Origin of the sequence: Klebsiella sp. S69, assembly GCF_016516145.1 — a bacterium.
GTDB lineage: Bacteria > Pseudomonadota > Gammaproteobacteria > Enterobacterales > Enterobacteriaceae > Klebsiella > Klebsiella oxytoca.
Map to the genome: position 1 here is coordinate 1 of NZ_JACVUU010000030.1, position 25124 is coordinate 25124.

Sequence of the window (25124 nt, forward strand, 5' to 3'; positions counted from 1 at the left end):
TCCCGGGGGCGGCGCTTAACGCGCCTTGCCCGGGCTACAGGTTCATCGCCGTCTGTGGGAGATACCCGGACAAGGCGCGCCAGCGCCGCAATCCGGGACAAACAACAGGAAAATTATTCGATACCTTTGCTGCGCAGATAATCTTCGTAGTTACCGGTGAAGTCCACAACGCGCTCCGGCGTAATTTCAATCACTCGGGTCGCCAGCGAGCTTACAAACTCACGGTCGTGGGAAACGAAAATCAGCGTGCCCTGATACATCTCCAGCGCCATGTTCAGCGATTCGATCGATTCCATATCCAGGTGGTTGGTGGGTTCATCCATCACCAGAATATTCGGTTTTTGCATCATCAGCTTACCGAAAAGCATACGGCCTTTTTCGCCCCCGGAGAGTACTTTCGCCGGCTTCTTGATATCGTCCTGGCTGAACAGCAGTCGACCAAGGATGCTGCGCACCGCCTGCTCATCGTCGCTTTCCTGTTTCCACTGGCTCATCCACTCAAATACCGTCAGATCGTTTTCAAATTCATATTCATGATCCTGCGCGTAGTAGCCAATCTGCGCATTCTCAGACCATTTAACGGTACCGTTGTCCGGCGCCAGATCGCCGACCAGGGTTTTCAGCATCGTGGATTTACCCACGCCGTTGGCGCCCAGAATGGCAACCTTCTCTCCCACTTCCAGCAGCAGGTTGAAGTTTTTAAACAGCGGGCCGTTATCAAAACCTTTAGCCAGCGCTTCCACTTCCAGGGCGTTACGGAACAGCTTCTTATCCTGCTCAAAGCGAATGAACGGGTTCTGGCGGCTGGACGCTTTCACTTCGTCCAGCTTGATTTTGTCAATCTGACGGGCGCGCGAGGTCGCCTGGCGAGATTTAGAGGCGTTAGCGCTAAAACGGCTGACGAAAGATTGCAGGTCGGCGATCTGCGCTTTTTTCTTGGCGTTGTCAGCCAGCAGACGTTCGCGCGCCTGGGTCGCCGCGGTCATGTATTCATCGTAGTTGCCAGGATAAACGCGCAGTTCGCCGTAATCCAGATCCGCCATGTGGGTACAGACCATATTCAGGAAGTGACGGTCGTGCGAAATGATGATCATGGTGCTATCGCGGTCGTTGAGCGTCTGCTCCAGCCAGCGGATGGTGTCGATGTCCAGGTTGTTCGTCGGTTCGTCGAGCAGCAGAATGTCCGGGTTAGAAAACAGCGCCTGCGCCAGCAGCACGCGCAGCTTCCAGCCGGGAGCGACTTCGCTCATCGGGCCGTAATGCTGTTCTACCGGGATCCCCACGCCGAGCAGCAGCTCGCCGGCGCGCGCCTCAGCGGAATAGCCGTCCATCTCGCCATATAGCACTTCAAGGTCAGCCACTTTGTAGCCGTCCTCTTCGCTCATCTCCGCCAGGGAGTAGATGCGATCGCGCTCCTGCTTCACTTCCCACAGCTCGCCGTGGCCCATAATCACCGTATCCAGCACGCTGAACTCTTCAAACGCAAACTGATCCTGGCGCAGCTTACCGATACGCTCGTTCGGATCGAGGGAGACGTTGCCCAGCGTCGGCTCAAGATCGCCGCCGAGGATCTTCATAAAGGTCGATTTTCCGCTACCGTTGGCGCCAATCAGGCCGTAACGGTTGCCGCCGCCAAATTTGACGGAAATGTTTTCGAACAGCGGCTTACTGCCGAACTGCATGGTGACGTTGCTGGATACTAGCACGGGGTTATCCTGAAAATAGAGAATGAGAAGTGTGATGAACCAGACATTATGCCAGCAAATGCTTCACTTTTCACGGGCCGTTATAAAATCATCACTGCCGCCTGTGTTAGGGTCGTTGTCACCTTGCGCGGTTATACTACTCAGTGCGTAATTTTTTACCCTAATCTGGAAGGAACCTATGACCACAATCTCCCGCCATCCGGCCTTCTTATCGCTGCAGGGCGGTATCAACTTCCGTGACCTGGGCGGCCAGCGTACCGCCGACGGCCGCCGCGTGCGGTCGGGGAAGCTTTTCCGCTCCGGCTCGCTGCATATGATGACGACCGCTGACTTAACCCACCTGGACGCTATCCCGCTCAGCCGGGTGATAGATTATCGCGATCCGGGAGAAGTGCATCGCAGCCCCGATAAGCTGAACGAAACGGCCCACTATCTCAACGCCCCGGCGAATCCGCACGTTCGCGACGTCAACGCTAAAGTCACCGAGCTCAGCGCCGCCACGCTCAACGCCCTTAACGGCGAGCAGTTTATGCTGGAGCTCTATCGCCAGCTGCCGTTCAACAACGCCGCTTATCGCCAGCTGGCCGGTTGGCTGATGGAACCCTTCGACGGCGCGCTGCTGCAGCACTGCGCGGTGGGCAAAGACCGCACCGGCGTTGGCTGCGCATTGACGCTGTTCGCCCTCGGCTGCGATCGCCATACGGTGATGGAAGAGTACCTGCTGACCCAGGGCATGCTGACTGAGGTCGAGAATTTCATGCTCGATTCCCTCGGCGATGAACTGACCGCTCGCGGCCGGCAGAACCTGGCGGAAATTATGACGGTTCATGAGTCTTATCTTGCTGCCGCGCTTTCTCAAATCGACGACCGCTACGCCAGCGTCGATGCCTGGCTGGAGAAAGAGTATCAGCTTACGCCGCAGGCGCGTGAAGCGCTCCAGTCGCGGCTTCTGGAGGGGTAATCCCCTCCCGTTTTCAGGCGGCAGGGCCAGCGTTGACGGGCTACACTCTCGGTCACAGGAAAAAAATGTGATTTCGTACACATCTCATTTACCTGTTTGGCGGAAAGCACATATAATGCGCTCCCATCGACTCCCTGTTTAAACTGACAAAGGCCTGTGCGGCATTAACATCGCCCACGACATAAAGATTATGAAATTATCAACACTCTTCGCGGCAGCCTTCGCCATCGTGGGCTTTTGCAACACAGCTTCTGCTGTAACTTATCCTCTGCCCACCGACGGCAGCCGTCTGATTGGTCAGAACCAGGTGATCACCATTCCGGAAGGCAACAAGCAGCCGCTGGAATACTTCGCCGCCGAATACCAGATGGGTTTATCCAACATGCTGGAAGCCAACCCGGGCGTGGACACCTTCCTGCCGAAAGGCGGCACCGTGCTGAACATCCCGCAGCAGCTGATCCTGCCGGACACCGTGCATGAAGGTATCGTCATCAACAGTGCGGAAATGCGCCTCTACTATTACCCGAAAGGCACCAACACCGTTATCGTGTTGCCGATCGGTATCGGCCAGTTAGGTAAAGACACGCCGGTCAACTGGGTCACCAAAGTTGAGCGTAAAAAAGCCGGTCCGACCTGGACCCCTACCGCCAAAATGCATGCGGAATACCGCGCGGCTGGCGAACCGCTGCCAGCGGTTGTTCCGGCCGGTCCTGATAACCCGATGGGCCTGTACGCCCTGTATATCGGCCGCCTGTACGCCATTCACGGCACCAACGCCAACTTTGGTATCGGCCTGCGCGTCAGCCACGGCTGCGTGCGTCTGCGTAACGACGACATCAAATTCCTGTTCGAAAACGTGCCGGTCGGCACCCGCGTTGAGTTTATCGATGAGCCGGTAAAAGCGACGACTGAGCCAGACGGCAGCCGCTTCATTGAAGTTCACAACCCGCTGTCCACGACCGAAGAGCAGTTCCAGGGCGGTGAAATCGTGCCGATTAACCTGACCAAATCAGTACAGGCGATTACCAGCCAGACTGACGTAGACCAGAGCGTGCTCGATCAGGCGATTCAGAACCGTTCCGGTATGCCGGTGCGTCTGAACTAAACGCGCATAATGCAGAGAGTGGCGGGCCCGGTGCCCGCCATTTTTTTAACCGTTATTGACCAGAATGATTCCGCCGTGATCGTAGCGATAGTGGCAATGGGCATACTCCAGCGGCGTACCATCCTCCAGATAGATCACCTGTTCCACCTCCAGCACCGGGTCGGTCGCTTCGCAGTTGAGATGTTCTCTGTCCAGCGCCTGCGGTTTCATCGCCCGCACTACCCGATACGAGCCCATCATTTTAAGCCCCAGCGTCTCCTGTACGTAGCGAAACACCGAGCTTTGCAGAATCGTTTTATTCAGGCCGGGCACCAGCGCAACGGGCATCACGGTGAGATCCAGCGACACGGGCTCCTCATTGAGCAACCGCAGACGGACGAAATCATAGACCGGGGCATCGGCGTCAATCAGCAACGAGCTTTGCTCTTTTTCCGTAGGGAAACGCAGCTCGAAGCGAATCACCCGGCTGGTGACTTCCCCTAAATGTTCCCAGGTTTTGGTGGCGCCAAAATAGTCGCTGCCGGGTAGCTCCCACTGCGAAAGCTGGAGGAAATTTTTGCGCACGAAGGTCCCCTGCCCCTTACGGGTGTAGATAAGGCCTTCGACAATCAGCTGGCGCATCGCCTGTTGAATGGTCATCCTGCTGGTGCTGAACTCTGCCGCCAGGGCGAACTGATCGGGTAACGGCGCGCTGGCGGGATACTGGCGGCTGATAATACGTTTTTTGATTTCCCGCGCGATACTCAGATATTTGGCCGTCATTCCCCGATCCTTTTACGTGACTGATTGTGGCTGGCGGGCAGAATATACCATCTGCCCGCGCGAGGCGCCGCTACATCTCTGCGCCATGACTATGGATGACCCGTTTCAGCCAGGCATAGCTTTTCTTCGGTACGCGCTTAAGGTCCTTGAGGTCGTGGTTTTCCCGGTTCACGTAGACAACTCCGTAGCGTTTACGCATATCGCCCTGCGAACTGAGGATATCGATCAACCCCCAGCCCAGGTAGCCAATCACCTGCGCGCCATCGTCAAATATCGCCTCTTTCATGGCGTTGATATGGTCGCGATGATAGGCAATGCGGTAGTCGTCAGCCACCTGGTTTACGCCGTCCCAGGACTCAATCACCCCAATGCCGTTTTCTATCGGGAACACCGGCAGACGCCAGTCGTTGTAGTAGCGGGTAATAATGGTGCGAAAGCCCAGCGGATCAATCTGCCAGCCCCACTCGGTAGCCTCCAGATAGTCATTCTTTTTATCGCCAAACTGCATGTAATAGTTGACCGGCGTGCCCGGCGGGATCGGGTCGCTATCCAGCGCTTTGCTGGCATAGTAGCTAAAGGCCAGATAGTCGATTTTAACCTGCGCCATCAGCGTCAGATCCTCTGCGCGGTAGATATCCTCCAGGCCTTCGCGGGCGACCACGTGCATGACCTCAGGGCTGTAGCCCTCCCCGGCAAAGGCGCGCAGCAGGTTCTGGTTTAAAAACTCGTCCAGCTGCTGGGCGCAAAGAATATCGCGCGGTTTGCAGGTGGCGGGATAGACCAGCGCATGGGCCAGCATCCCGCCCATCAAACACTGCGGCTTAGCCTGGTGCAGATACTGCGTCAGATGAACGTGGGCCATCATCACGTGATGCTGGATCTGATACAGCTCGCGCAGGGTCTTCTCGCCGCGCATATAGCCTGAAATCAGAAACGCGTCCGGCATATGGTAAAGATTCTGCTCATTAAAGGTCAGCCACCACTTCACCTTGTCGCCAAAGCAGTCGATCATCTTCTGCCCGTAACGAATAAAGGCTTCCATCACCCGACGGTCGGTAAAACCATTAAAGCGCTCAGCCAGCGACAGCGGCATATCGAAGTGATACAGGCAAATCATCGGCTCAATGCCGCGGGCAATTAACTCGTCGATAAACTGGTGATAGAAAGCAATACCTTCTTCATTGAACTCACCGTCGCCTTCCGGGCAAACGCGGCTCCAGGCAATCTGGAAGCGGTAACAGTTCATGCCCAAATCCTGCATCAGGTCGAAATCTTCCCGATAGCGATGGTAGGAGTCGGTCGCCACCTTCCAGTCGGAAGCAAATTCCGCCGGCTGACGAATATCGTAAACCGACATCCCTTTTCCGCCCTCATTCCACGCCCCTTCGGTTTGCATACTGGAAACCGAGTTACCCCATAAAAAATCTGCCGGCAGTGTTCTGTTCATCTCTCGCCCCATGACTAGTCATATAATTTTCATGACTAGTCATATAAACGAATTTTCATTAGCAGGCAAAGTCGAGGATCGTTTTTTGTGAGCGCCATGGATAAAAAAAGCCGGATCGCGACGCGGGCGATCCGGCTTAGAGGAAAAGAAATTACTGCTGTGCGAGCTGATTACGGCGATGTTCGCCCTGACGCTCCAGCATCCAGCCCGGATATTCCCGCGGCAGCGCGCTGACCGCATCAAGCCGCGACAGTTCATCATCGTTCAGGGCAATGCGGGTCGCCGCCAGATTATCGGTAAGCTGTTCGACCCGCTTCGCGCCAATAATCACGCTGCTCACCGCCGGCTGGTGCAGCAGCCAGGCCAGCGCGATTTGCGCCACCGAAACGCCCTTCGCCTCGGCAATCTCGCGCATCACATCAATACAGTCAAAAGCCCGCGCTCTGTTCACCGGCGGGAAATCAAACTCCTGACGACGGCCGCCGCTCGCCGACTGCCCGTCGCGATCGTACTTACCGCTGAGCAGACCTCCCGCCAGCGGGCTCCAGACCATCAGGCCCAGCCCTTCGCTCTGCATCATCGGCACCAGCTCGCGCTCCAGATCGCGCCCGGCAAGCGTGTAGTAAGCCTGCAAAGAGGCAAAGCGCGCCAGCCCAAGGCGTTCGGAAATGCCCAGCGCTTTCACTATTTGCCATGCCGCCCAGTTCGACACCCCGATATAGCGGACGTGGCCGTGCTGCACCAGATTATCCAGCGCATACAGCGTCTCTTCGATCGGAGTCGCAGGATCGAAACCATGAAGCTGATAGAGATCGATATGATCGAGCTGCAGACGACGCAGGCTCTCTTTGACGCTGCTGATAATGTGATAGCGCGAACTGCCGCGCGAGTTCACGCCTGCAGTGCCGGTTTCGCCAAAGACTTTAGTCGCCACCACCACGTTTTCACGCGGCACTTTCAGATTCTTTAGCGCCTGGCCGGTAATCTCTTCCGAGCGTCCTTCTGAATAGACATCAGCGGTGTCGATGAAGTTAATGCCTGCATCCAGCGCGTTGCCCACCAGCTGCTCTGCTTCCGCCTGGCGCAGCTGCCCCACTTTACCCCACAGGCCGCCTTCACCACCAAAGGTCATGGTGCCCAGGCACAGCTCAGAGACAAAAAGGCCGGTATGACCCAATTTTTGATAACGCATAGGACTCTCCTTCAATCAGGGTGATTCACTGCCGTGAAGAGAGTTATACCCCGGAAAAGGAGAACGCGAATGTGGCGTTTCTGTCCGTTTCTTGCCCAATTCTCTGAATATCAGAGCTGCAGCAGGCCGTATCCCACCAGCGCCGCCCACAGCAGCATGGGGAGCGAATAGAGATGGAAGCGCCACCAGATGCGACGATCGCCAGCCATGCGCAGCGCAATCAGGTTTGCCAGGGAGCCCGGCAGCAGGCCAAATCCGCCGACGTTAACCGCCCAGGCCAGCAGCGCCGATGGTGGAACGTAGTTGAGCAGTAAAATAGTTGCCGGAACGTTGCTGATCAACTGCGACAGACCAATCGTGGTCAGCCACAACCCTCCCGCCGAGAGCAGGCCAACGCCGTTGAGCGCATGCTGTAGAACGGGGAGCTGGGTCAACAGGTGAACATCGATAAACATCGCCATAAACACCAGCAGCAGCGTCCAGTCGACGTTAACGATCACCGCCCGCGCGAGCAGCAGGAAACCCAGCGCGATCAGCGCCAGTCCCCACAGCTCCTGTTTTAGCTCCAGGGCGGTCAAAAAGACGACATAGAACGCCAGGCAGCTCCAGACCAGCTTTGGCCGCCAGGAGGGCGCCCTGTCGCTGCTCTGATAATTGAGATGCCTGGGGGGGAAACAGAACCAGCACAGCGCCAGCAGTGTCATCATCATCGCTGCTGCCAGCGGCAGCATCTGGCCGATAAAGGCCGGGAATGAGAGGCCGGAGCGCCCCCATAGCAGGATATTTTGCGGATTACCGATAGGGGTTAACAACGACCCGGCGTTCACCGCCAGCGCTTCGAAAATGATTAACCGGCTGGTCGGAATAGCGCACCATTTTTTCAGGGTCAGCGTGAGCGGCACAACGATAAACAGCGCCACATCGTTGGTTAAGAAGGTGGATAGCAGCGCGGCCGCCAGCACCATAAATATGGCCAGCTGGCGCTCGGTGACAAAGCGGCGCGCCATTTTGCGCCCTATTACGTCAAAATAGCCGCTCAGTTCAATGCCTTTGGTCAGTAGCATCAGCCCGCTAAGGGTGATAATCGTATGCCAGTCAATGGCGTGTAGCCAGCCTGCAGGGGCAAACGGTACAAAGAAGCTTAAAACAACGCCGACAACCAGCAGCAGGTGTAGAAAGCGGTCGCGGATCAGCGACTGAACAAAGACGAGGTTCATTCTCCCGATGACCCCTGCTTGAGGGTAAACTGTTTAAACATCGCCAGCGTCTCTTCGCTGACGTGGTGCTCCATACCTTCGGCGTCGCGACGCGCAATCTCCGGGCTAACGCCAATCACCAGTAAAAAGTTTTCCACGATCTGGTGACGTTCGCGGCTTTCATGCGCCAGCTTCTCGCCTTCAGGCGTTAAAAAGATCCCCCGCCAGGGGATCTGTTCGATCAGCCCAACGCTGGCCAGTCTTTTTAACATTTTTGCAACTGTTGGCTGCGACACCCCAAGCCGCGCGGCCATATCCACCTGGCGGGCTTCGCCCACTTCCATTATCAGATCGGAAATCAGCTCCACGTAGTCATCAATCAACTCCCGACGATGCGCCTCGCGTACCTGACGAAATCCCTCAACGTGTTCTTCGACATTCACTAGCTGCGTCACTTTTTTTGTTATTGGCTTACCTGCGCGACGGTTCATTGTGCTTCCTCATTCCTGTGACGCATCAAGCATCATATAAAAGGATCCCCATTGTAATGGATCGCGCACAGAGAACAAAAAATTAACGTTTTAGCCATAGCTATAAAATATAGCCTGTGCTATATCTGTATGTAATACACACATCCTTCAAGGAGCGAAGGACGAAGTTACAGGAGGTCGATATGAATGAATTCAAGAGGTGCTTAAACGTGTTTACCCATTCTCCTTTTAAAGTGCGGTTAATGCTTGTCGGGATGCTGTGCGATCTGATCAACGGCAAACCGCAGCAGGATAAACCCAACAACTAATGCGGCGTCGCGGTACGCCGCTTCATTTTTCTGCCACAAATTCCTGCCACACTGGCTGATTACTCAGCGCTTCAGCGACTTTTTTCAAGTTTTGTAAGCTTTCTCCCAAAACAATCCGTTATGGACTGTTGACCTTACCATTTGCAAGCCCTATCTTTTGTCAGCCCTGCCACTACTGCGGCTCGCAGAGACCCTCTTCACGCACTGTCCAGCAGGTTTTACCCCTTGATGCCAGGGGATACACATGGCTCTTTTTGATTGTTTACTATGAATGTCACGCTGAAAGAAACGCTGGTCGCCCGCAGGCCGGTACTGAACCCATGGACAGGATTCTACTTTTTACAATCGCTGTTTATTAACCTGGCGCTGGGCTATGAGTTTAGCCTGCTCTATACCGTTGCTTTTACCTGCGTGCTGCATCTGCTGTGGCGGAGCTTTCCGCGCGCACAAAAAGTAGTCGTTGGCGTCTATTCACTGCTGGCGGCCATGTACTATCCGTTTGGCCAGGCCTACGGCGCGCCGAATTTCAACACGCTGCTGGCGCTGCACGCCACGAACATCGAAGAGTCCACCGAAATCCTCACCATTTTCCCGTGGTACAGCTATCTGCTGGCCGTGTTTATCTTTGCGCTCGGGGTGATTGCCGTGCGCCGCAAACCGGAAGCGCCGGCGCGCTGGGGGAAAACAGATACGCTGGGACTGCTGTTCTGCATCGCTATTTTCTTTCTGCAACCGGTGCAAAACCTTGCCTGGGGCGGCGTCTTTAAGGTCATCGATACCGGCTACCCTGCCGTCCGCTTCGTTAAAGATGTGGTGGTGAATAATAGTGAAGTACTGGATGAGCAGGCGCGGATGGCGCAGCTGGCGAATATGAAAGACAGCTGGCACGTGCTGGCGGTAAAGCCAAAGTATCATCTGTACGTGGTGGTTATCGGAGAGAGCGCGCGCCGTGATGCGCTCGGCGCCTTTGGCGGCCACTGGGACAATACGCCGTTCGCCAGCTCGGTCAAAGGCTATTTATTCAACGACTATATCGCCGCCAGCGGTTCAACGCAGAAATCCCTCGGATTAACCCTGAACCGGGTGGTCGATGACAAACCGCAGTTTCAGGATAACTTTGTCACCCTCGCCAACCGTGCCGGTTTTCAGACCTGGTGGTTCTCAAATCAGGGGCAAATTGGTGAATATGATACGGCGATTGCCAGTATCGCCAAACGCGCAGACGAAGTTCAGTTCCTTAAAAACGGCGATTTTGAGGCCAACAAAAACACTCAGGATGAGCAGCTATTAAAGCTGACCGCGCAGGTGCTTGCCACCCGCCGTACCCAGCCGCAGCTAATCGTCCTGCATTTGATGGGCTCACACCCGCAGGCCTGCGATCGCACCAAAGGCAAATACGCCGTTTTCGTGCAGTCGAAAGAGACCTCCTGCTATCTCTACACCATGACGCAAACCGATACGCTGTTGAGCAATCTTTATACTCAGCTACAGAATTCGGGGGAAACCTTCTCGATGACCTATTTTTCCGATCACGGTCTGGCCTTTAAGGAGCGCGGGAAAGAGGTGCAGTATCTGGCACACGACGATAAGTACCAGCAGAATTTCCAGGTGCCGTTTATGGTGATCTCCAGCGATGATAAAGCGCATAAGATCATTAAAGCGCGACGTTCCGCCAACGACTTTCTCAGCTTCTTTTCGCAGTGGACCGGTATCAGCGCTCAGGAGATCACCCCGCGCTATCGCTTTATCTCAGAGCAGAAAGCTGGCCCTATCTACATCACCAACTTCCAGCTGAAGAAGGTCGACTATACCCATCTGGGTACCGACGCGTTCACCGTCAATTAACGATGGCGCGTAAGTCGCTGGCAAAAAAAATCCGCCCCATGGAGGCGGATTTTTTATATCACCGAAGTGATTAGAAGCGGTAACCTACGCCAGCGATCCAGGTGCCAACGTCAACGTTACGAATGCGAGACTGCTCGTAGGAGAAGTCCAGAGCAACGTTTTCGATCGGGTTGAACTGCAGGCCAGCACCGTAAGAGAAACCGTAGTCGCTCATGTCAGTTTTGTTCGGGTAGCTGTTGTTCTGGAATTTACCGTAACCAACACCTACTACGCCGTAGATGCTTGCCCAGTCATTCAGACGGTAAGCCGGACCTGCGGTGATGCCGTAGTACTGGCCTTTTTTGTAAACGCCAGACTCAGAACGATCTTTCTCGGTGTAGGTGAAAGAACCGATAACACCCAGCGGGTTGTTGTCTTGCTCGTAGCGGTACTTCAGGTTGAAACCGCCTGCTTTGTTAGCTTCGCCCTGCATGTCGCTCTGAGCGTAACCACCGGTAACGGTAGAAGTCGCAGCGAAAGCAGTGGTGCCTACGGATGCAGCCAGAACAACGGCCAGTGCTGAAAAACGTGCAATTTTATTCATAACCACCTCAAATGTGTTTCTAATAAGTCCTAAGTCTTAAATATAACAAAAACTTTTGGGAAACTCTTTTCACTTTACATTGTCTAACGTACTTTTTCATGTAACTAAAGGTTTCTACGTTTCTATAACAAACTGGAAAACAAACCTTTTTTACAAATATAGACCTATTAAGGCCTATAAAGCACCCGACGTGTATCCAGATTATTCCTAATCTTCTGGTGAATTTATCTTCGCCCCCGCGCTATTGTACTGCTTTCACTCCCCTTTTTTTCAACAATAGCTCAACCGGCGCGGGGTAATTCATTTACACTGGAACCTTTACCGCATTTGACAAAATTGACAGGAGAAAGGATGCCCGGCTCGTCCCGCAAAGTACCGGCATGGTTGCCGATACTGGTTATTTTAATCGCCATGATTTCCATTCAGAGTGGCGCATCGCTGGCCAAATCACTGTTTCCGCTCGTCGGCGCGCCCGGCGTTACCGCCCTGCGCCTGGCTCTCGGTACCTTCATCCTGGTGGTTATTTTCAAACCCTGGCGTCTTCGCTTTGCGCCGGAGCAGCGTCTGCCGCTGCTCTTCTATGGCCTGTCGCTGGGCGCGATGAACTACCTGTTCTATTTATCAATTCAGCGCATTCCGCTAGGCGTTGCCGTCGCGCTGGAATTTACCGGCCCCCTGGCGGTGGCGCTCTTTGGCTCCCGCCGCCCGCTGGATTTCGTCTGGGTAGCGCTGGCGGTGCTTGGACTCTGGTTTCTGCTGCCGCTGGGGCAAAGCGTTGCCCAGATCGATCCCATCGGCGCGCTGCTGGCGCTTGGCGCCGGCGCCTGCTGGGCGGTCTACATTCTCACCGGCCAGCGCGCCGGGGAAGAGCATGGTCCTGCCACGGTCGCTATGGGATCGCTCATTGCTGCGGTGGTCTTCGTGCCGATGGGGATGATTCAGGCCAGCGATACGCTATTTCAGTGGGGACTATTGTTACCGGGCCTTGGGATCGCCATTTTATCCACTGCTCTGCCCTATTCTCTGGAGATGGTGGCCCTCACCCGGATGCCCAGCAAGACCTTTGGCACCCTGATGAGCATGGAGCCCGCTTTGGCCGCGCTTTCCGGCATGGTGTTTCTTGGTGAAACGCTAACTGCAACCCAGACCCTGGCGCTCGGGGCGATCATTCTGGCATCAATGGGCTCGACGCTGACAATGCGCCGGGAGACAAAAATTCAGAAAGTCGACATCAGCTAAAGAACAGGCCCTGAGCAAGAAAACCAGTCAGGGCCTTTGATTCATAAAGATTTTTGCCAATCCAACAGCCCTGCGCTATCAGACCGATAGAGACTACCGCCGCTGCAAAGCTCAAATCCGTTGCTATACTTAATTCCGCAAGTTATTGGGATGAGACGCTCCGAATAATTCGAATTTGAAGTATGACGAGTACAAATATCAAGAGGATATGACATTATGAGTACCGCAAAACTGGTTAAAACTAAAGCAACGAATCTGCTCTATACCCGTAACGACGTCGCAGATAGCGCGAAGAAAGCGACCGTTGAGCTGCTGAATCGCCAGGTGATCCAGTTCATTGACCTGTCTCTGATTACTAAACAGGCTCACTGGAATATGCGCGGTGCAAACTTCATTGCCGTTCATGAGATGCTGGACGGCTTCCGCACCGCGCTCGTCAACCACCTTGATACCATGGCTGAACGTGCCGTCCAGCTTGGCGGCGTGGCGCTGGGTACCACTCAGGTCATCAACAGCAAGAGCCCGCTGAAAAGCTATCCGCTGGATATCCATAGCGTCCAGGACCACCTGAAAGAGCTGGCCGACCGCTATGCCATCGTCGCCAACGATGTGCGTAAAGCCATCGACGAAGCAAAAGATGAAGATACCGCTGATATCTTTACCGCCGCTTCCCGCGACCTGGATCAGTTCCTGTGGTTCATCGAAGCGAATATCGAGTAAGCCAACTGCCGTCAGCCACGCTGGCGGCTTTTTTATTTCTTTTCCCCACGCCCCGCTTCGCACCACATTAGTGCATGAGATTGTTCAAAATACGCGCCAAAGTAAATCAATTGTAATAATCACCTCACACAATCGTTACATCAAGATTGTTTTAACATCAGGGTTTGCGTTAAAAATGCTCTTGTTATGCGATGCACTTATGACGCACCAAAATAGCGCCCCATATCGGTGCGCTTAACGTTATCCCTTATCAAAATCGTGCAGCAGGAATTATCCTGGTTGTTATAAAACAACAGGTTGTAAAACTGGCATGATTTTTTCATAAGGCAACTCGTTCTCGCAGGGGATCGTCCCGTGGATATAAAAGGAAATGCTATGAAGTCTGTATTTAAAGTTTCACTGGCTGCACTGACCCTGGCTTTTGCGGTTTCTTCTCACGCCGCTGATAAAAAACTGGTTGTCGCTACCGACACGGCGTTTGTTCCGTTCGAATTTAAACAGGGCGATAAGTACGTCGGTTTCGACGTTGACCTGTGGGCTGCCATCGCAAAAGAGCTGAAGCTTGACTACACCCTGAAGCCAATGGACTTCAGCGGTATTATTCCGGCGCTGCAAACAAAAAACATCGACCTCGCGCTGGCGGGGATCACTATCACTGACGAGCGTAAAAAAGCCATCGACTTCTCTGACGGCTACTACAAAAGCGGTCTTCTGGTGATGGTGAACGCAAATAATAACGAAATTAAGGATGTCAAAGACCTGAACGGTAAAGTGGTTGCCGTGAAGGGCGGTACCGGTTCGGTAGATTACGCGAAAGCCAATATCAAAACCAAAGATCTGCGCCAGTTCCCGAACATCGATAATGCCTATATGGAACTCGGTACCGGGCGCGCCGATGCGGTTCTGCACGATACGCCAAACATCCTTTACTTCATCAAAACCGCAGGTAACGGTAAGTTCAAAGCGGTAGGCGACTCGCTGGAAGCGCAAAACTACGGTATCGCTTTCCCGAAAGGTAGCGACGAGCTGCGTGAAAAAGTGAACGGCGCGCTGAAAACTCTGCGTGAAAACGGCACTTATAACGAAATTTATAAAAAATGGTTCGGTACTGAACCTAAATAATAATTAGCGATGCTCTCTTCCAGGCCTGCTGTGGTCTGGTAGACCTGGAGCTTTCCGGGCTACCCGTCAGCAGGCCTGAATAGTTTTCTCAGAGGAATTTCCTCTGTTTTCGACACGGTAACAGGAACATATTATGCAGTTTGACTGGAGTGCCATCTGGCCCGCCATCCCCATTTTGCTGGAAGGCGCCAAAATGACGCTGTGGATTTCGGTCCTCGGCCTGATCGGCGGTCTGATAATCGGTCTGGTAGCCGGTTTCGCCCGCTGTTTCGGCGGCTGGATTGCCAACCACATTGCGCTGGTCTTTATTGAAATCATCCGCGGCACCCCGATTGTGGTGCAGGTCATGTTCATCTACTTCGCTCTGCCGATGGCCTTTAGCGATTTACGTATCGACCCGTTCTCCGCGGCGGTAGTCACCATTATGATCAACTCTGGCGCCTATATTGCGGAAATTACCCGCGGCGCGGTGCTGTCGATTCACAAAGGCTTCCGGGAAGCCGGCCTCGCCCTGGGTCTTTCTCGTCGCGAAACTATTCGCTACGTAATCCTGCCGCTGGCGCTGCGCCGTATGCTGCCGCCGCTGGGCAACCAGTGGATTATCAGCATTAAAGACACCTCGCTGTTTATTGTCATCGGCGTAGCCGAGCTGACCCGCCAGGGCCAGGAAATTATTGCCGGTAACTTCCGCGCGCTGGAGATCTGGAGCGCCGTTGCGGTTATCTATCTGATCATCACCCTGGTGCTGAGCTTTGTTTTGCGTCGTCTTGAAAGAAGGATGAAAATCCTGTGATTGAATTTAAAAACGTTTCCAAGCACTTTGGCCCAACCAAAGTGCTGCATGATATCGATCTGAAGATCAACCAGGGTGAAGTCGTGGTGATTATCGGGCCGTCCGGCTCCGGTAAATCGACCCTGCTGCGCTGTATTAACAAACTCGAAGAGATTACCAGCGGCGAGCTGATCGTCGATGGTCTGAAGGTCAACGACCCAAAGGTTGATGAGCGGCTGATTCGCCAGGAAGCCGGGATGGTGTTCCAGCAGTTTTATCTGTTCCCGCACCTGACTGCGCTGGAAAACGTGATGTTTGGCCCGCTGCGCGTGCGCGGCGCCAATAAAGCGGCGGCGGAAAAACTGGCGAAGGATCTGCTGGCGAAAGTGGGCCTCGCGGAACGCGCGCACCACTACCCTTCCGAGCTTTCAGGCGGCCAGCAGCAGCGCGTAGCTATTGCCCGGGCGCTGGCGGTTAAACCTAAAATGATGCTTTTTGATGAGCCAACTTCCGCGCTCGATCCCGAACTGCGTCATGAAGTACTGAAAGTGATGCAGGATCTGGCTGAAGAAGGCATGACCATGGTCATCGTCACCCACGAAATCGGCTTCGCCGAAAAAGTGGCTTCCCGCCTGATCTTTATCGATAAAGGGCGCATTGCCGAAGATGGCGATCCTCAGGTGCTGGTCAACAACCCGCCGAGCCCGCGTCTGCGGGAATTTTTACAGCACGTCGCCTGACCCTGCCCGGCTCTCCCTTCGCGGGAGAGCCGCTTTCCAGAATCATCCCAACCTCGCGCTCCGGATCTCGTCTTCTATACTTAACGGTTTGAGATGCAATGGAGGTGCCTGTGCCGCGGATTTTGTTCCTGCTCGCTTTACTCTTCACCGCTCCGCTATGGGCCGCGACGCTGCCCGGCGTTCCGGCAACCACAACGGACCACTCCAGCAGTAGCGAACCCGATCTGGCGCAGAAAAAAGCGGCCTACGGCGCGCTGGCCGACGTGCTTGAAAACGCCGATGCCCGCCAGGAGCTTATCGATCAGCTGCGTAAAGCCGCCGCCACGCCGCCGCCGGACAGTACCCCGACGCTGACGCCGCCGGAAATTAAAGACGAAACGACGGTGCTGGAGAACGTCACTCAGATCAGTCGAGAATATGGTGACCAGCTTTCGTCGCGCTTCTCCCAGCTATGGCGCAACATCACTGGCTCTCCGCACAAACCATTTAATTCGCAATCGTTCATCAGCGCCGCCTGGCATTTCCTGCTGCTTGCTGGTCTGGTCTTTGCATTCTGGTGGCTGGTACGCCTGGCTGCCCTGCCGCTGTATCGCAAAATGGGGCACTGGGGACGACATAAAAACCGCGACCGCAGCAACTGGCTACAGCTGCCGGCCACGATTGCCGGCGCATTTATTTTCGACCTGCTTCTGCTGGCCCTGACGCTGTTTGTTGGCCAGCTATTAAGCGATCGCCTGAACGGTAATAATCCCACTATCGCCTTCCAGCAAAGTCTGTTTCTCAATGCCTTTGCGCTGATCGAGTTTTTCAAAGCCATTCTGCGGCTGATTTTCTGCCCACGCATCCCGGAGCTACGCCCGTTTAACCTTAGCGATGAAGCGGCGAAATACTGGAATCTGCGCCTCAGCGCGCTCAGCAGCCTGATTGGCTACGGGCTGATCGTTGCGGTGCCAATTATCTCCAACCAGGTTAACGTGCAGTTCGGGGCGCTGGCCAATGTGGTCATTATGCTATGCATTACGCTCTGGGCCCTGTATCTGATATTCCACAATAAGCAGTTAATTACCCAAGGGCTTATCCATCTTGCCGACCGATCGCTGGCCTTTTTTAGCCTGTTTATCCGCGCCTTTGCTCTGGTGTGGCACTGGCTGGCCTGCGCCTATTTCATCGTGCTGTTTTTCTTCTCGCTGTTCGACCCCGGTAACAGCCTGAAATTTATGATGGGCGCGACCCTACGCAGCCTGGCCATCGTCGGCGCCGCCGCGCTGGTCTCCGGTATTCTGTCGCGCTGGATTGCGAAAACCATCACCTTGTCGCCGGAAACCCAGCGTAACTATCCTGAACTGCAAAAACGACTTAACGGCTGGATCTCCGCATCGCTGAAGGCCGCGCGCATCCTGACGGTCTGCGTGGCGATTATGCTGCTGCTCAGCGCATGGGGGCTGTTCGATTTCTGGCAGTGGATGCATAACGGCAGCGGGCAAAAAGCGGTTGATGTGCTGATTCGTATCGCGCTGATCCTGTTCTTCTCGGCGATTGGCTGGACGCTGCTCGCCAGCCTGATTGAAAACCGGCTGGCATCGGACATTCACGGTCGACCGTTGCCCAGCGCCCGCGCCCGAACGCTGCTGACGCTATTTCGCAACGCACTGGCGGTGGTGATCAGTACCATTACCATCATGATCCTGCTTTCGGAAGTGGGGGTGAATATCGCCCCGCTGCTGGCTGGCGCGGGCGCGCTGGGCCTGGCAATTTCATTTGGCGCGCAGACCCTGGTCAAAGATATTATTACCGGCATTTTTATTCAGTTCGAGAACGGTATGAATACCGGCGACCTGGTGACGATCGGGCCGCTCACCGGGACGGTGGAGCGCATGTCGATTCGCTCCGTCGGCGTCCGTCAGGATACCGGCGCTTACCATATTATTCCGTGGTCTTCGATAACCACCTTCGCCAACTTCGTTCGCGGTATCGGCTCGGTGGTGGCCAACTATGACGTTGACCGGCATGAAGATCTGGATAAGGCTAACCAGGCGCTGAAGGATGCGGTCGCGGAAGTGATGGCGCAGGAAGAGATTCGCGGGCTGATCATTGGCGAGCCATCCTTCACCGGCGTGGTAGGCTTAAGCAATACCGCCTTCACCCTGCGCGTCACCTTTACCACCCTGCCGCTCAAGCAGTGGACGGTCAGATTCGCCCTCGATACGCAGGTGAAAAGGCATTTTGACCTCGCAGGCGTGCGGGCGCCGGTACAAACTTATCAGGTTCTGCCGATGCCAGCACCCGCAGGACCGCCTGCCCCCGCCGAGCCCACGTTATAGCGTGCGGCGACGTTTGGCCTCATCCATAAAGGTCCAGGCGATAAAGCGGCTTTGCTTATTCCCCTGGGCCATCTCTTTCTTCACCACTTTCACCGCGCCGACGTCGGTCAGCGCGCGATATAGCGGCGGCAGGTTGTCGCCGCGAGAAACCAGCGAAGTAAACCATTTAACCTGACGAGCAAACGGCTTGCTCTCTTCAATCATCTGCGTAATAAAGGCCACCTCGCCGCCTTCGCACCACAGCTCCTGCTGCTGGCCGCCAAAGTTCAGCACGCTCTCCTCGCCCAGTCCCAGGTTGCGACGTTTACGCTCGCCGCCCGCCTGCGCGCTGGCGGCGGAATCATGGAACGGCGGGTTGCAGAGGGTCGCATCGTAGGTCTCATTTTTATGAATAATGCCGGTCAGAATCGCGTTGGCGTCTTTTTGACGACGCAGGCGGATCTGGCGAGTGAGCCCCGGATTGCCGTTGATGATAGCCTGGGCACTGGCGAACGCGTCGGCGTTCACTTCGCTGCCGGTAAAACGCCAGCCGTACTCGTGCACGCCAATGAGCGGATAGATGCAGTTTGCGCCAACGCCAATATCGAGAATGCTGGCGTTGGCCGGGATCGTCCCGCTATCTAGCGCCAGCAGATCGGCGAGGTGATGGATGTAGTCAGCCCTGCCCGGCACCGGCGGGCAGAGAAAGCCGTCGGGAATATCCCAGTGTTTCACCGCGTAAAAATGCGCCAGCAGCGCTTTATTCAGCGCCTTCACCGCCAGCGGGTTAGCAAAGTCGATGGTCTGCTCACCCACCGGATTAAGGGTGATGAAGGCCTGCAGCTCAGGATGGGCCTGGCACAGTGCGGGCAGATCGTAGCGTTGATGGTGACGGTTACGCGGGTGTAACCCCGGTTTCTGGGCTTTCATGGCATTCTCCTTTGAACAGCCGCGTAAGATACCCGTTGACGGCGGCGCGGTAAATAAGTGAGTCTGGATATCTTCTTTATTTGTCACGAGTGTCGTATGTACTTCTACCAACCTTCGCAAGGACACGGGCTGCCGCACGACCCGCTTAACGCGATTATCGGACCACGGCCTATCGGCTGGATAGCTTCCGTGGATAATAGCGGCCAGCATAATCTTGCGCCGTACAGTTTTTTCAACTGCTTTAACTATCGGCCGCCGATTATTGGCTTCGCCAGCAGCGGCTGGAAAGATAGCGTGCAGAATATCGTCGAGACCAAAGAGTTCGTCTGGAACCTCGCCACCCGCCCCCTGGCGGTCGCGATGAACGAAACCTCTGCCAGTATCCCGCGTCACGAAGATGAATTTGTCCGCGCCGGGCTCACTCCCGCTGCCAGCCGCCTCGTCAGCGCCCCCCGGGTAGCCGAAAGTCCGGTCAATTTTGAGTGTCGCCTGTCGCAATGCATCCAGTTAACCACCGCCGAAGGGCTGGCGGTTGATACCTGGCTGGTGCTGGGCGAAGTTGTGGCAGTGCATATTGATGAGTCGCTGCTGGAGGACGGGATTTACCAGACCGCCAGAGCTCAGCCGATTCTGCGCGCGGGCGGTCCCAGCGCCTATTACGCCATTGATGAAAGCCTGCGCTTTGACCTTGTGCGTCCGGACGCCCGCTAGACGTTTATTCCGACTCCCCCGACCGGCAAGCTCCCCGCCGGGCTGGTCGGGAAACAGCTTTTTATCCGCCTGTTACCATCCCTTTAACCTCCCCTGCGGAGGCCTGCGCGCAAACGCCCTTTCAGTATCCCTCTCTCCACTGCGTCAACCCTGGATTTTCTCTGCAGTGAACATGACTCCTTGTCTGGTCATTTTTTGCCCCCATATTTCCTATACTAAAGAAAGACGAGATAGCGAGGTGGACTATGGCTTCAGGCTGGGCAAATGACGACGCGGTGCAGGAACAAATCGATAGCACTATCAATGACGCGATTGCACGGGCGCGAAATGAGCTGTCATCGGGTGAGAGCAACAAATTTTGTGAAGAATGCGGAGAGCCGATCCCCGAAGCGCGTCAGCGCGCGGTCGCGGGCGTGAAATACTGCATAAAATGCCAGCAGGAGAAAGATTTACATAACAATACATTTTCAGGATATAATCGTAGAGGATCCAAAGATAGCCAGCTTCGTTGACCGATATTTACCGTTCATTACCGCATATCGCGTTATCTTTTCGCGCACGTTTTTTGGCAAGCGGCGTGGCAATATGTGCCCTTAAAGCCCTCTGAACTTCATCCTCACGGCTTTTGCTTTTCCCGGCCAAAATAATTTATTAATATTCAATAAATTAATACTTATTCAAAAAATTAGATGGACACTGTTAATTTCCTTCGATTTTATCTCCCGTAAAAAACCGTGATACTTATCACATCGACGCAACATCGTCCCCTGAACAGAACAACCTGCGAGAGATTAACTATGAAAAACATGAAATTTGCTGCCGCTGCCATCGCCCTTTCCGCTCTCTCTTTTGGCGCATTCGCCGCCCAGCCGGTGACCTCGGCTCAGGCAGAAAGCATGAATAAAATTGGTGTAGTTTCCGCTGAAGGCGCGACGACGCTGGATGGACTGGAAGCTAAACTGGCTGAAAAAGCAGAGGCTGCCGGCGCGACCGGTTATAGCATTACCTCAGCTAACAGCAACAACAAACTTAGCGGTACCGCGGTTATCTACAAATAATCGCCGCTACTTGCCGCTATTCCCTGTAGCCACACCCTGTAATGCCACTGTTTTAACCCTGTAAGATCCTTTAATACCTTGCCTTGCCCGTCCACGCCACTGGACGGGCTTTTTTTTGCCTGCCGCTACGGTTACCAGCGCTCAGCCACCTTTGCCAGGCCCTGTTCAAGAGACGGAACGGCGCCGGTGGCCACAAGACAGCAGGCCAACTGAATTCGCAATGATTGCGGTAGCGGTGCGCTCCCGACGATGCAGCGCTCAATCCAGCGGGCGGTGACTTCAGGATCTTTTGACTCCGGCAGGGCGAGTGCCTGCGCGGCTACGCTATCCTGTCGTTCATTTACCACTCGCATACCAGATGCATCAATCAGGCTAATCTGCGGACAGCGCTGCGGGTTGGCGTAAACCTCCCCTTCGGTACCGTGCATCAGCAGCGCCCGCCCGCCGATTTCGGCAAAGAATTTCGCTACCCGGCCGACGTACTCCGGGTGTGAAACGCTCGACAGGCGCAGCGCCGCCTCTTCCGCAAAGGGTGTCGCCAGCTTGGCCAGCGTGTGGGCGCTGTTGCGCACGCCCATGCGCCAGCGCATCGCCAGCTGTTTTTCCAGCGGTGGGCAAAATGCGCCGACCGGAACGTAAACCGGCTGATGGCTATCCAATCGCGCCTGGGCCTGACCCGCGTGAAGCGTCGCCGGGATACCCATCAGTTCAAAAATCGTTTCCGTCACCACGCGGGTCGGATCGTGGCTCACGCCGTGGACGATGACCGGGAAGCCGAGCTTATGCAACAGGACGGCGAGCAGAGGGGTCAGGTTTGCCTGTTTACGCGCGCCGTTATAGCTGGGGATCACAATGGGCATCGGTTTGGCAACCGGCGGAGTCAGCTTAATCGTATGCGCCTGCATCGCTTCATAGAATCCCTTCATCTCCGCTTCGCCTTCGCCTTTAATGCGCAGAGCGATAAGAATGCCGCCGAGCTCAAGCTCAGGCACCTCGCCGTTAAGCATCCGCGAGTAGAGCGCGCGGGCTGTCTCCACATCCAGGTCGCGGGCGTGGTTCTTTCCGCGCCCGACTTCTTTAATAATCTTGCTGTAGTCCATTGCAGGCTCCTCTGAGCTTCTCATATCGTCGACATTGCACCACTATCGCCGCTTGCGACGCGTCGGTTTTGCTTTCGTTTTTACTATAACCTCAGGGACGGCAGGCTGCTCTATCGGAAATACGGGTAATGCGTTCAACAGGCGCTTACCGTAATTTTTGGTTAACAGACGTTTATCATAAATCACCACCTCTCCCCAGCAGCTATGGCTGCGGATCAGGCGTCCCACCTGCTGAATCAGGTTGAATGACGCGCTGGGCAGGCTCTGGACTTCGAACGGATAGCGGTTGAGGCTTTTGAGCCATTCACCTTCGGTGATCACTACCGGGCTGTCTATCGGCGGGAAAGCTATCTTATGGATATGCACCTGGCTTAACAGCTCGCCTTTTAAGTCCAGACCTTCCGCAAAGGATTGCAGCCCAACCAGTACGCTGCGCTCGCCGCCTTCAACGCGTTTGCGGTGCAGCTCCACCAGTCGGTAGCGGGGCTTATCGCCCTGAACCAGCAGCAGCAGGCGCAGATCGGTCACGTGCTCGAGAAAACGCTGCATCGCTCGTCCGCTGGCGAACAGCACCAGCATGCCGAGATGCTTTTTGCTCTCGACCTGTTCACGGAAATAGGCGGCCATTTCGGCAATATGCTGCTCTTCGTTATCGATAAGCGGTTCATAATGCATCTGCGGAATGACGATTTTACCCTGTTCGACGTGGTTGAAGGGCGAATCCAGCGCCACAAAGCGATCTCCGGCTTTCTCTTTCAGCCCGCTCATCTCCTGCAGGCGAGAGAAGCTGTTCAGCGAACGCAGCGTCGCGGAGGTAACGACGATATGCGGGACGCTGCGCCAGAGCAGCCTTTCCAGCTGATCGCTGACGCGGATCCCCACGCAGTGGAACCAGATATGCATCTGACCATCGCGCAGATCGCGGGTAACCCATTTAGTCACCGGTGCGCCGGAGGACTGCGCCAGCGACGCCAGCCGCCACAGTTTACTTTGGCTTTCAAACATCCCCAGCGCGCGGTTCATCTGCAGCAGAACCCGGTGCAGACGCACCACATCGTGCGTGCCGGTTTTTTCGCCCAGATCGTTAAGGAACAGCTCCGCCAGGCCGCGCAGCGTTTCGGTGAGTTTCGCCAACCGCTGGCAGATCTCCATGACTTCCTGCGGCAGTTCCCCCATCGGAAAGCGATGCTCCGCCTCCTGGCCGGCCGGCATGTAGAGATTGAGAATATTATTCAGCGAGGAGATTAGCTCGAACAGCTCCTCGCAGTGTCCAGTCAGACGTTCGGGATTCGCCAGCGGCGGCGTGGTCTTAGGGCGAAACTGCTCCATGCAGGTCGCAACCAGCTTAGTGAACAAATCCAGCTGCAGGCGATACCACGGGGCGGTAATTTCAGCGCTCATTTCCAGCGCATCGCGGGCGACCTCCGGCAGATGGTGGCCTTCATCAAGCACCAGCAGTAGATGCTTCGGCTCCGGCAGAACCGCTTCGCTCTCCATAGCCGCCATCACCAGCGCATGGTTCGCCACCACCACTTCCGCTTCCTGGATTTCCCGTCGGGCGACAAAGAACGGACATTCGCGATAATAGTGACAGTTTCGATTCAGGCAGCTGGCTTTATCCGTGCTCAGGCGGCTCCACAGAGAATCATCCACGTTTTTGTCGGTATGATCGCGCAGGCCGTCCCATTTGTAGCTATCGAGATCCGCTTTCAGCGTTGCGCACAGCTTCTGCTCCGCCTGGTTGTTAGGCGTGAGTTCGTCATCAAGAAAGGCCAGCAAATCCTGCTGCGTCGGTTCCGTGCTGGCAAGCGCGGCCAGGTTACGCGGGCAGACGTAGCGCCCGCGGCCAAAGGCGGCGGTAAAGCGCAGATCGGGGATGATTTTGCGCAGCAGCGGCAGATCTTTACTGTAGATTTGGTCCTGCAGCGCAACGTTGGCGGTGCTGACCACCAGCGTTTTTTGCTCTTCGCGGGCAATAGCAATGCCAGGGATCAGATACGACAAGGTTTTGCCGACCCCGGTCGGCGCTTCAATCGCCAGGTGCCGCCCCTCTTCTCCGGCGAGCGTCTTCGCCACATCGGCGATCATCTGCCGCTGCGGAGGCCGGGGAATAAAGTCAGGAATTTGTTCCTGAAGCGCCTTATACCAGGCGGCGATTTGCGCTTTCAGCGCTGCGGTCAAAGCCATGAGAAAACCTGAATACTGTATAAACAGCCACTATTGTGCCATTTTTGCCGGGAGGGAGGTATCCCTTTTTCGGCAAACAGGAAGCGGTCTCGCAGAATCAGGCTGAAGTCGGTTTATGCAGCCACAACCAACGCTCGACATCCACTTAATGAATAATGTGTCATAACGTTATTTTATCCGGGCTGAATATAATTTTCAAAATACCAGCACAGTCACCAAAATCGCTATCAATTTAACTTTATGGGCATTCAAAAAAACATGAAGATGTTTAAAATCATCTAAACGAATTCCGAAAAATATCGTCAAAAAGACCGTGAAATTAAAATTAATCCTTCAATTTCAGATACATTAAGAATATCTACACTCATAATATATTATATCTTAAACGCTAATCCGTATACTGCTTTATGAACCCGCAGGGTCTGTAAATTATTGAGGGTATATATGGTTGCTTTTTTAATGTTATTAGTATCTGTCATTCTTTTGATAGTTGCAGGTTATAACTTTGTTAGTTATTGCAAAAATCGTAAAAATAGTTCATTGCCAAAAGTAAGATCTCATAAAAGATAAATAGCGAGCGGCAACATTGAAGTCAGACTTAGCGGGAGAGTGTTAAATTTTAATCGCGATGTGTTCTGAAAGGAACAAG

Annotated in this window: 24 protein-coding genes; 14 read left to right on the forward strand and 10 right to left on the reverse strand. The window is 54.7% G+C overall.

Annotated features, from left to right (window positions below; all coding sequences use genetic code 11):
- Window positions 1-113: 113 nt before the first annotated feature.
- Complete coding sequence (locus IAE27_RS24815; protein ID WP_016808105.1) at window positions 114-1706, reverse strand: ABC-F family ATPase; 1593 nt, start codon at window positions 1704-1706, stop codon at window positions 114-116.
- Window positions 1707-1884: 178 nt separating this feature from the next.
- Here IAE27_RS24815 and IAE27_RS24820 point away from each other — a divergent pair, with 178 nt between their 5' ends.
- Window positions 1885-2667: a tyrosine-protein phosphatase gene (locus tag IAE27_RS24820; RefSeq protein ID WP_004100507.1), complete on the forward strand. Its 783-nt coding sequence runs from the start codon at window positions 1885-1887 to the stop codon at window positions 2665-2667.
- Between the two features lie 190 nt (window positions 2668-2857).
- On the forward strand, window positions 2858-3772 hold the full coding sequence (gene ldtB / locus IAE27_RS24825; protein ID WP_004100506.1) for a L,D-transpeptidase: 915 nt from the start codon (window positions 2858-2860) through the stop codon (window positions 3770-3772).
- Window positions 3773-3817: 45 nt separating this feature from the next.
- On the opposite strand, the gene IAE27_RS24830 is transcribed toward ldtB, so the two are convergent.
- From IAE27_RS24830 to mntR, 5 genes are all read right to left on the reverse strand, one after another.
- Window positions 3818-4534, reverse strand: coding sequence for a GntR family transcriptional regulator (locus tag IAE27_RS24830; protein WP_004100505.1), 717 nt, complete (start codon window positions 4532-4534; stop codon window positions 3818-3820).
- A 70-nt stretch (window positions 4535-4604) separates the two neighbouring features.
- On the reverse strand, window positions 4605-5981 hold the full coding sequence (locus IAE27_RS24835) for a glycoside hydrolase family 1 protein (RefSeq protein ID WP_047720116.1): 1377 nt from the start codon (window positions 5979-5981) through the stop codon (window positions 4605-4607).
- 151 nt (window positions 5982-6132) lie between these two features.
- Window positions 6133-7173, reverse strand: coding sequence for an aldo/keto reductase (locus IAE27_RS24840; protein WP_016809166.1), 1041 nt, complete (start codon window positions 7171-7173; stop codon window positions 6133-6135).
- 110 nt (window positions 7174-7283) lie between these two features.
- A complete protein-coding gene (locus IAE27_RS24845) occupies window positions 7284-8390 on the reverse strand; it encodes an anion transporter (RefSeq protein ID WP_200092975.1) in 1107 nt (368 codons plus the stop codon).
- Window positions 8387-8860, reverse strand: coding sequence for a manganese-binding transcriptional regulator MntR (gene mntR / locus IAE27_RS24850; RefSeq protein ID WP_004100501.1), 474 nt, complete (start codon window positions 8858-8860; stop codon window positions 8387-8389). Before mntR ends, IAE27_RS24845 begins: the two co-directional genes overlap by 4 nt.
- A gap of 182 nt (window positions 8861-9042) precedes the next feature.
- On the opposite strand from mntR, the gene mntS reads away from it, so the two are divergent.
- Complete coding sequence (mntS, locus tag IAE27_RS24855; protein ID WP_004100500.1) at window positions 9043-9168, forward strand: manganase accumulation protein MntS; 126 nt, start codon at window positions 9043-9045, stop codon at window positions 9166-9168.
- Between the two features lie 267 nt (window positions 9169-9435).
- Window positions 9436-11013, forward strand: a complete 1578-nt coding sequence (locus IAE27_RS24860; RefSeq protein ID WP_004100499.1) for a phosphoethanolamine transferase — start codon at window positions 9436-9438, stop codon at window positions 11011-11013.
- A 70-nt stretch (window positions 11014-11083) separates the two neighbouring features.
- On the opposite strand, the gene ompX is transcribed toward IAE27_RS24860, so the two are convergent.
- Window positions 11084-11596 carry an outer membrane protein OmpX gene (gene ompX, locus IAE27_RS24865; RefSeq protein WP_004100497.1) on the reverse strand — a complete coding sequence of 171 codons (513 nt, stop codon included), beginning with the start codon at window positions 11594-11596 and terminating at the stop codon, window positions 11084-11086.
- 351 nt (window positions 11597-11947) lie between these two features.
- Between ompX and rhtA the strand changes: the two genes are divergently transcribed.
- The 6 genes from rhtA to ybiO all read left to right on the forward strand — a co-directional run bounded on the left by rhtA (window position 11948) and on the right by ybiO (window position 18510).
- Window positions 11948-12835, forward strand: coding sequence for a threonine/homoserine exporter RhtA (rhtA, locus tag IAE27_RS24870; RefSeq protein ID WP_004100495.1), 888 nt, complete (start codon window positions 11948-11950; stop codon window positions 12833-12835).
- A gap of 216 nt (window positions 12836-13051) precedes the next feature.
- The gene (dps, locus tag IAE27_RS24875; protein WP_004100493.1) at window positions 13052-13555 is read left to right on the forward strand and encodes a DNA starvation/stationary phase protection protein Dps; all 504 of its coding nucleotides are present in this window, start codon (window positions 13052-13054) and stop codon (window positions 13553-13555) included.
- A 375-nt stretch (window positions 13556-13930) separates the two neighbouring features.
- The gene (gene glnH, locus IAE27_RS24880; protein ID WP_004100491.1) at window positions 13931-14677 is read left to right on the forward strand and encodes a glutamine ABC transporter substrate-binding protein GlnH; all 747 of its coding nucleotides are present in this window, start codon (window positions 13931-13933) and stop codon (window positions 14675-14677) included.
- A gap of 133 nt (window positions 14678-14810) precedes the next feature.
- Complete coding sequence (gene glnP / locus IAE27_RS24885) at window positions 14811-15470, forward strand: glutamine ABC transporter permease GlnP (protein ID WP_108704043.1); 660 nt, start codon at window positions 14811-14813, stop codon at window positions 15468-15470.
- Window positions 15467-16189, forward strand: a complete 723-nt coding sequence (glnQ, locus tag IAE27_RS24890) for a glutamine ABC transporter ATP-binding protein GlnQ (RefSeq protein WP_004111590.1) — start codon at window positions 15467-15469, stop codon at window positions 16187-16189. Before glnP ends, glnQ begins: the two co-directional genes overlap by 4 nt.
- Window positions 16190-16299: 110 nt before the next feature.
- Window positions 16300-18510 carry a mechanosensitive channel protein gene (gene ybiO / locus IAE27_RS24895; RefSeq protein WP_064345104.1) on the forward strand — a complete coding sequence of 737 codons (2211 nt, stop codon included), beginning with the start codon at window positions 16300-16302 and terminating at the stop codon, window positions 18508-18510.
- Here the strand turns inward: ybiO and rlmF are convergent.
- Complete coding sequence (gene rlmF, locus IAE27_RS24900) at window positions 18505-19419, reverse strand: 23S rRNA (adenine(1618)-N(6))-methyltransferase RlmF (protein ID WP_053064723.1); 915 nt, start codon at window positions 19417-19419, stop codon at window positions 18505-18507. The genes ybiO and rlmF overlap by 6 nt on opposite strands.
- Before the next feature lie 96 nt (window positions 19420-19515).
- On the opposite strand from rlmF, the gene IAE27_RS24905 reads away from it, so the two are divergent.
- From IAE27_RS24905 to ybiJ, 3 genes are all read left to right on the forward strand, one after another.
- Window positions 19516-20130 (forward strand): flavin reductase family protein, encoded by a 615-nt coding sequence (locus IAE27_RS24905; RefSeq protein WP_004100485.1) that lies wholly within the window; start codon window positions 19516-19518, stop codon window positions 20128-20130.
- Between the two features lie 245 nt (window positions 20131-20375).
- Entirely contained in the window at window positions 20376-20642 is a 267-nt protein-coding gene (locus IAE27_RS24910) for a DksA/TraR family C4-type zinc finger protein (protein ID WP_004100483.1), read from the forward strand.
- A gap of 285 nt (window positions 20643-20927) precedes the next feature.
- Window positions 20928-21188, forward strand: coding sequence for a DUF1471 family protein YbiJ (ybiJ, locus tag IAE27_RS24915; protein ID WP_004100481.1), 261 nt, complete (start codon window positions 20928-20930; stop codon window positions 21186-21188).
- 131 nt (window positions 21189-21319) lie between these two features.
- Here ybiJ and ybiB read toward each other — a convergent pair whose 3' ends face one another.
- Window positions 21320-22288: a DNA-binding protein YbiB gene (ybiB, locus tag IAE27_RS24920; protein ID WP_004100479.1), complete on the reverse strand. Its 969-nt coding sequence runs from the start codon at window positions 22286-22288 to the stop codon at window positions 21320-21322.
- A 42-nt stretch (window positions 22289-22330) separates the two neighbouring features.
- On the reverse strand, window positions 22331-24475 hold the full coding sequence (gene dinG, locus IAE27_RS24925) for an ATP-dependent DNA helicase DinG (RefSeq protein ID WP_023320613.1): 2145 nt from the start codon (window positions 24473-24475) through the stop codon (window positions 22331-22333).
- A gap of 459 nt (window positions 24476-24934) precedes the next feature.
- Between dinG and IAE27_RS24930 the strand changes: the two genes are divergently transcribed.
- Window positions 24935-25045, forward strand: a complete 111-nt coding sequence (locus tag IAE27_RS24930; RefSeq protein ID WP_224226336.1) for a small membrane protein — start codon at window positions 24935-24937, stop codon at window positions 25043-25045.
- Window positions 25046-25124 lie beyond the last annotated feature (79 nt).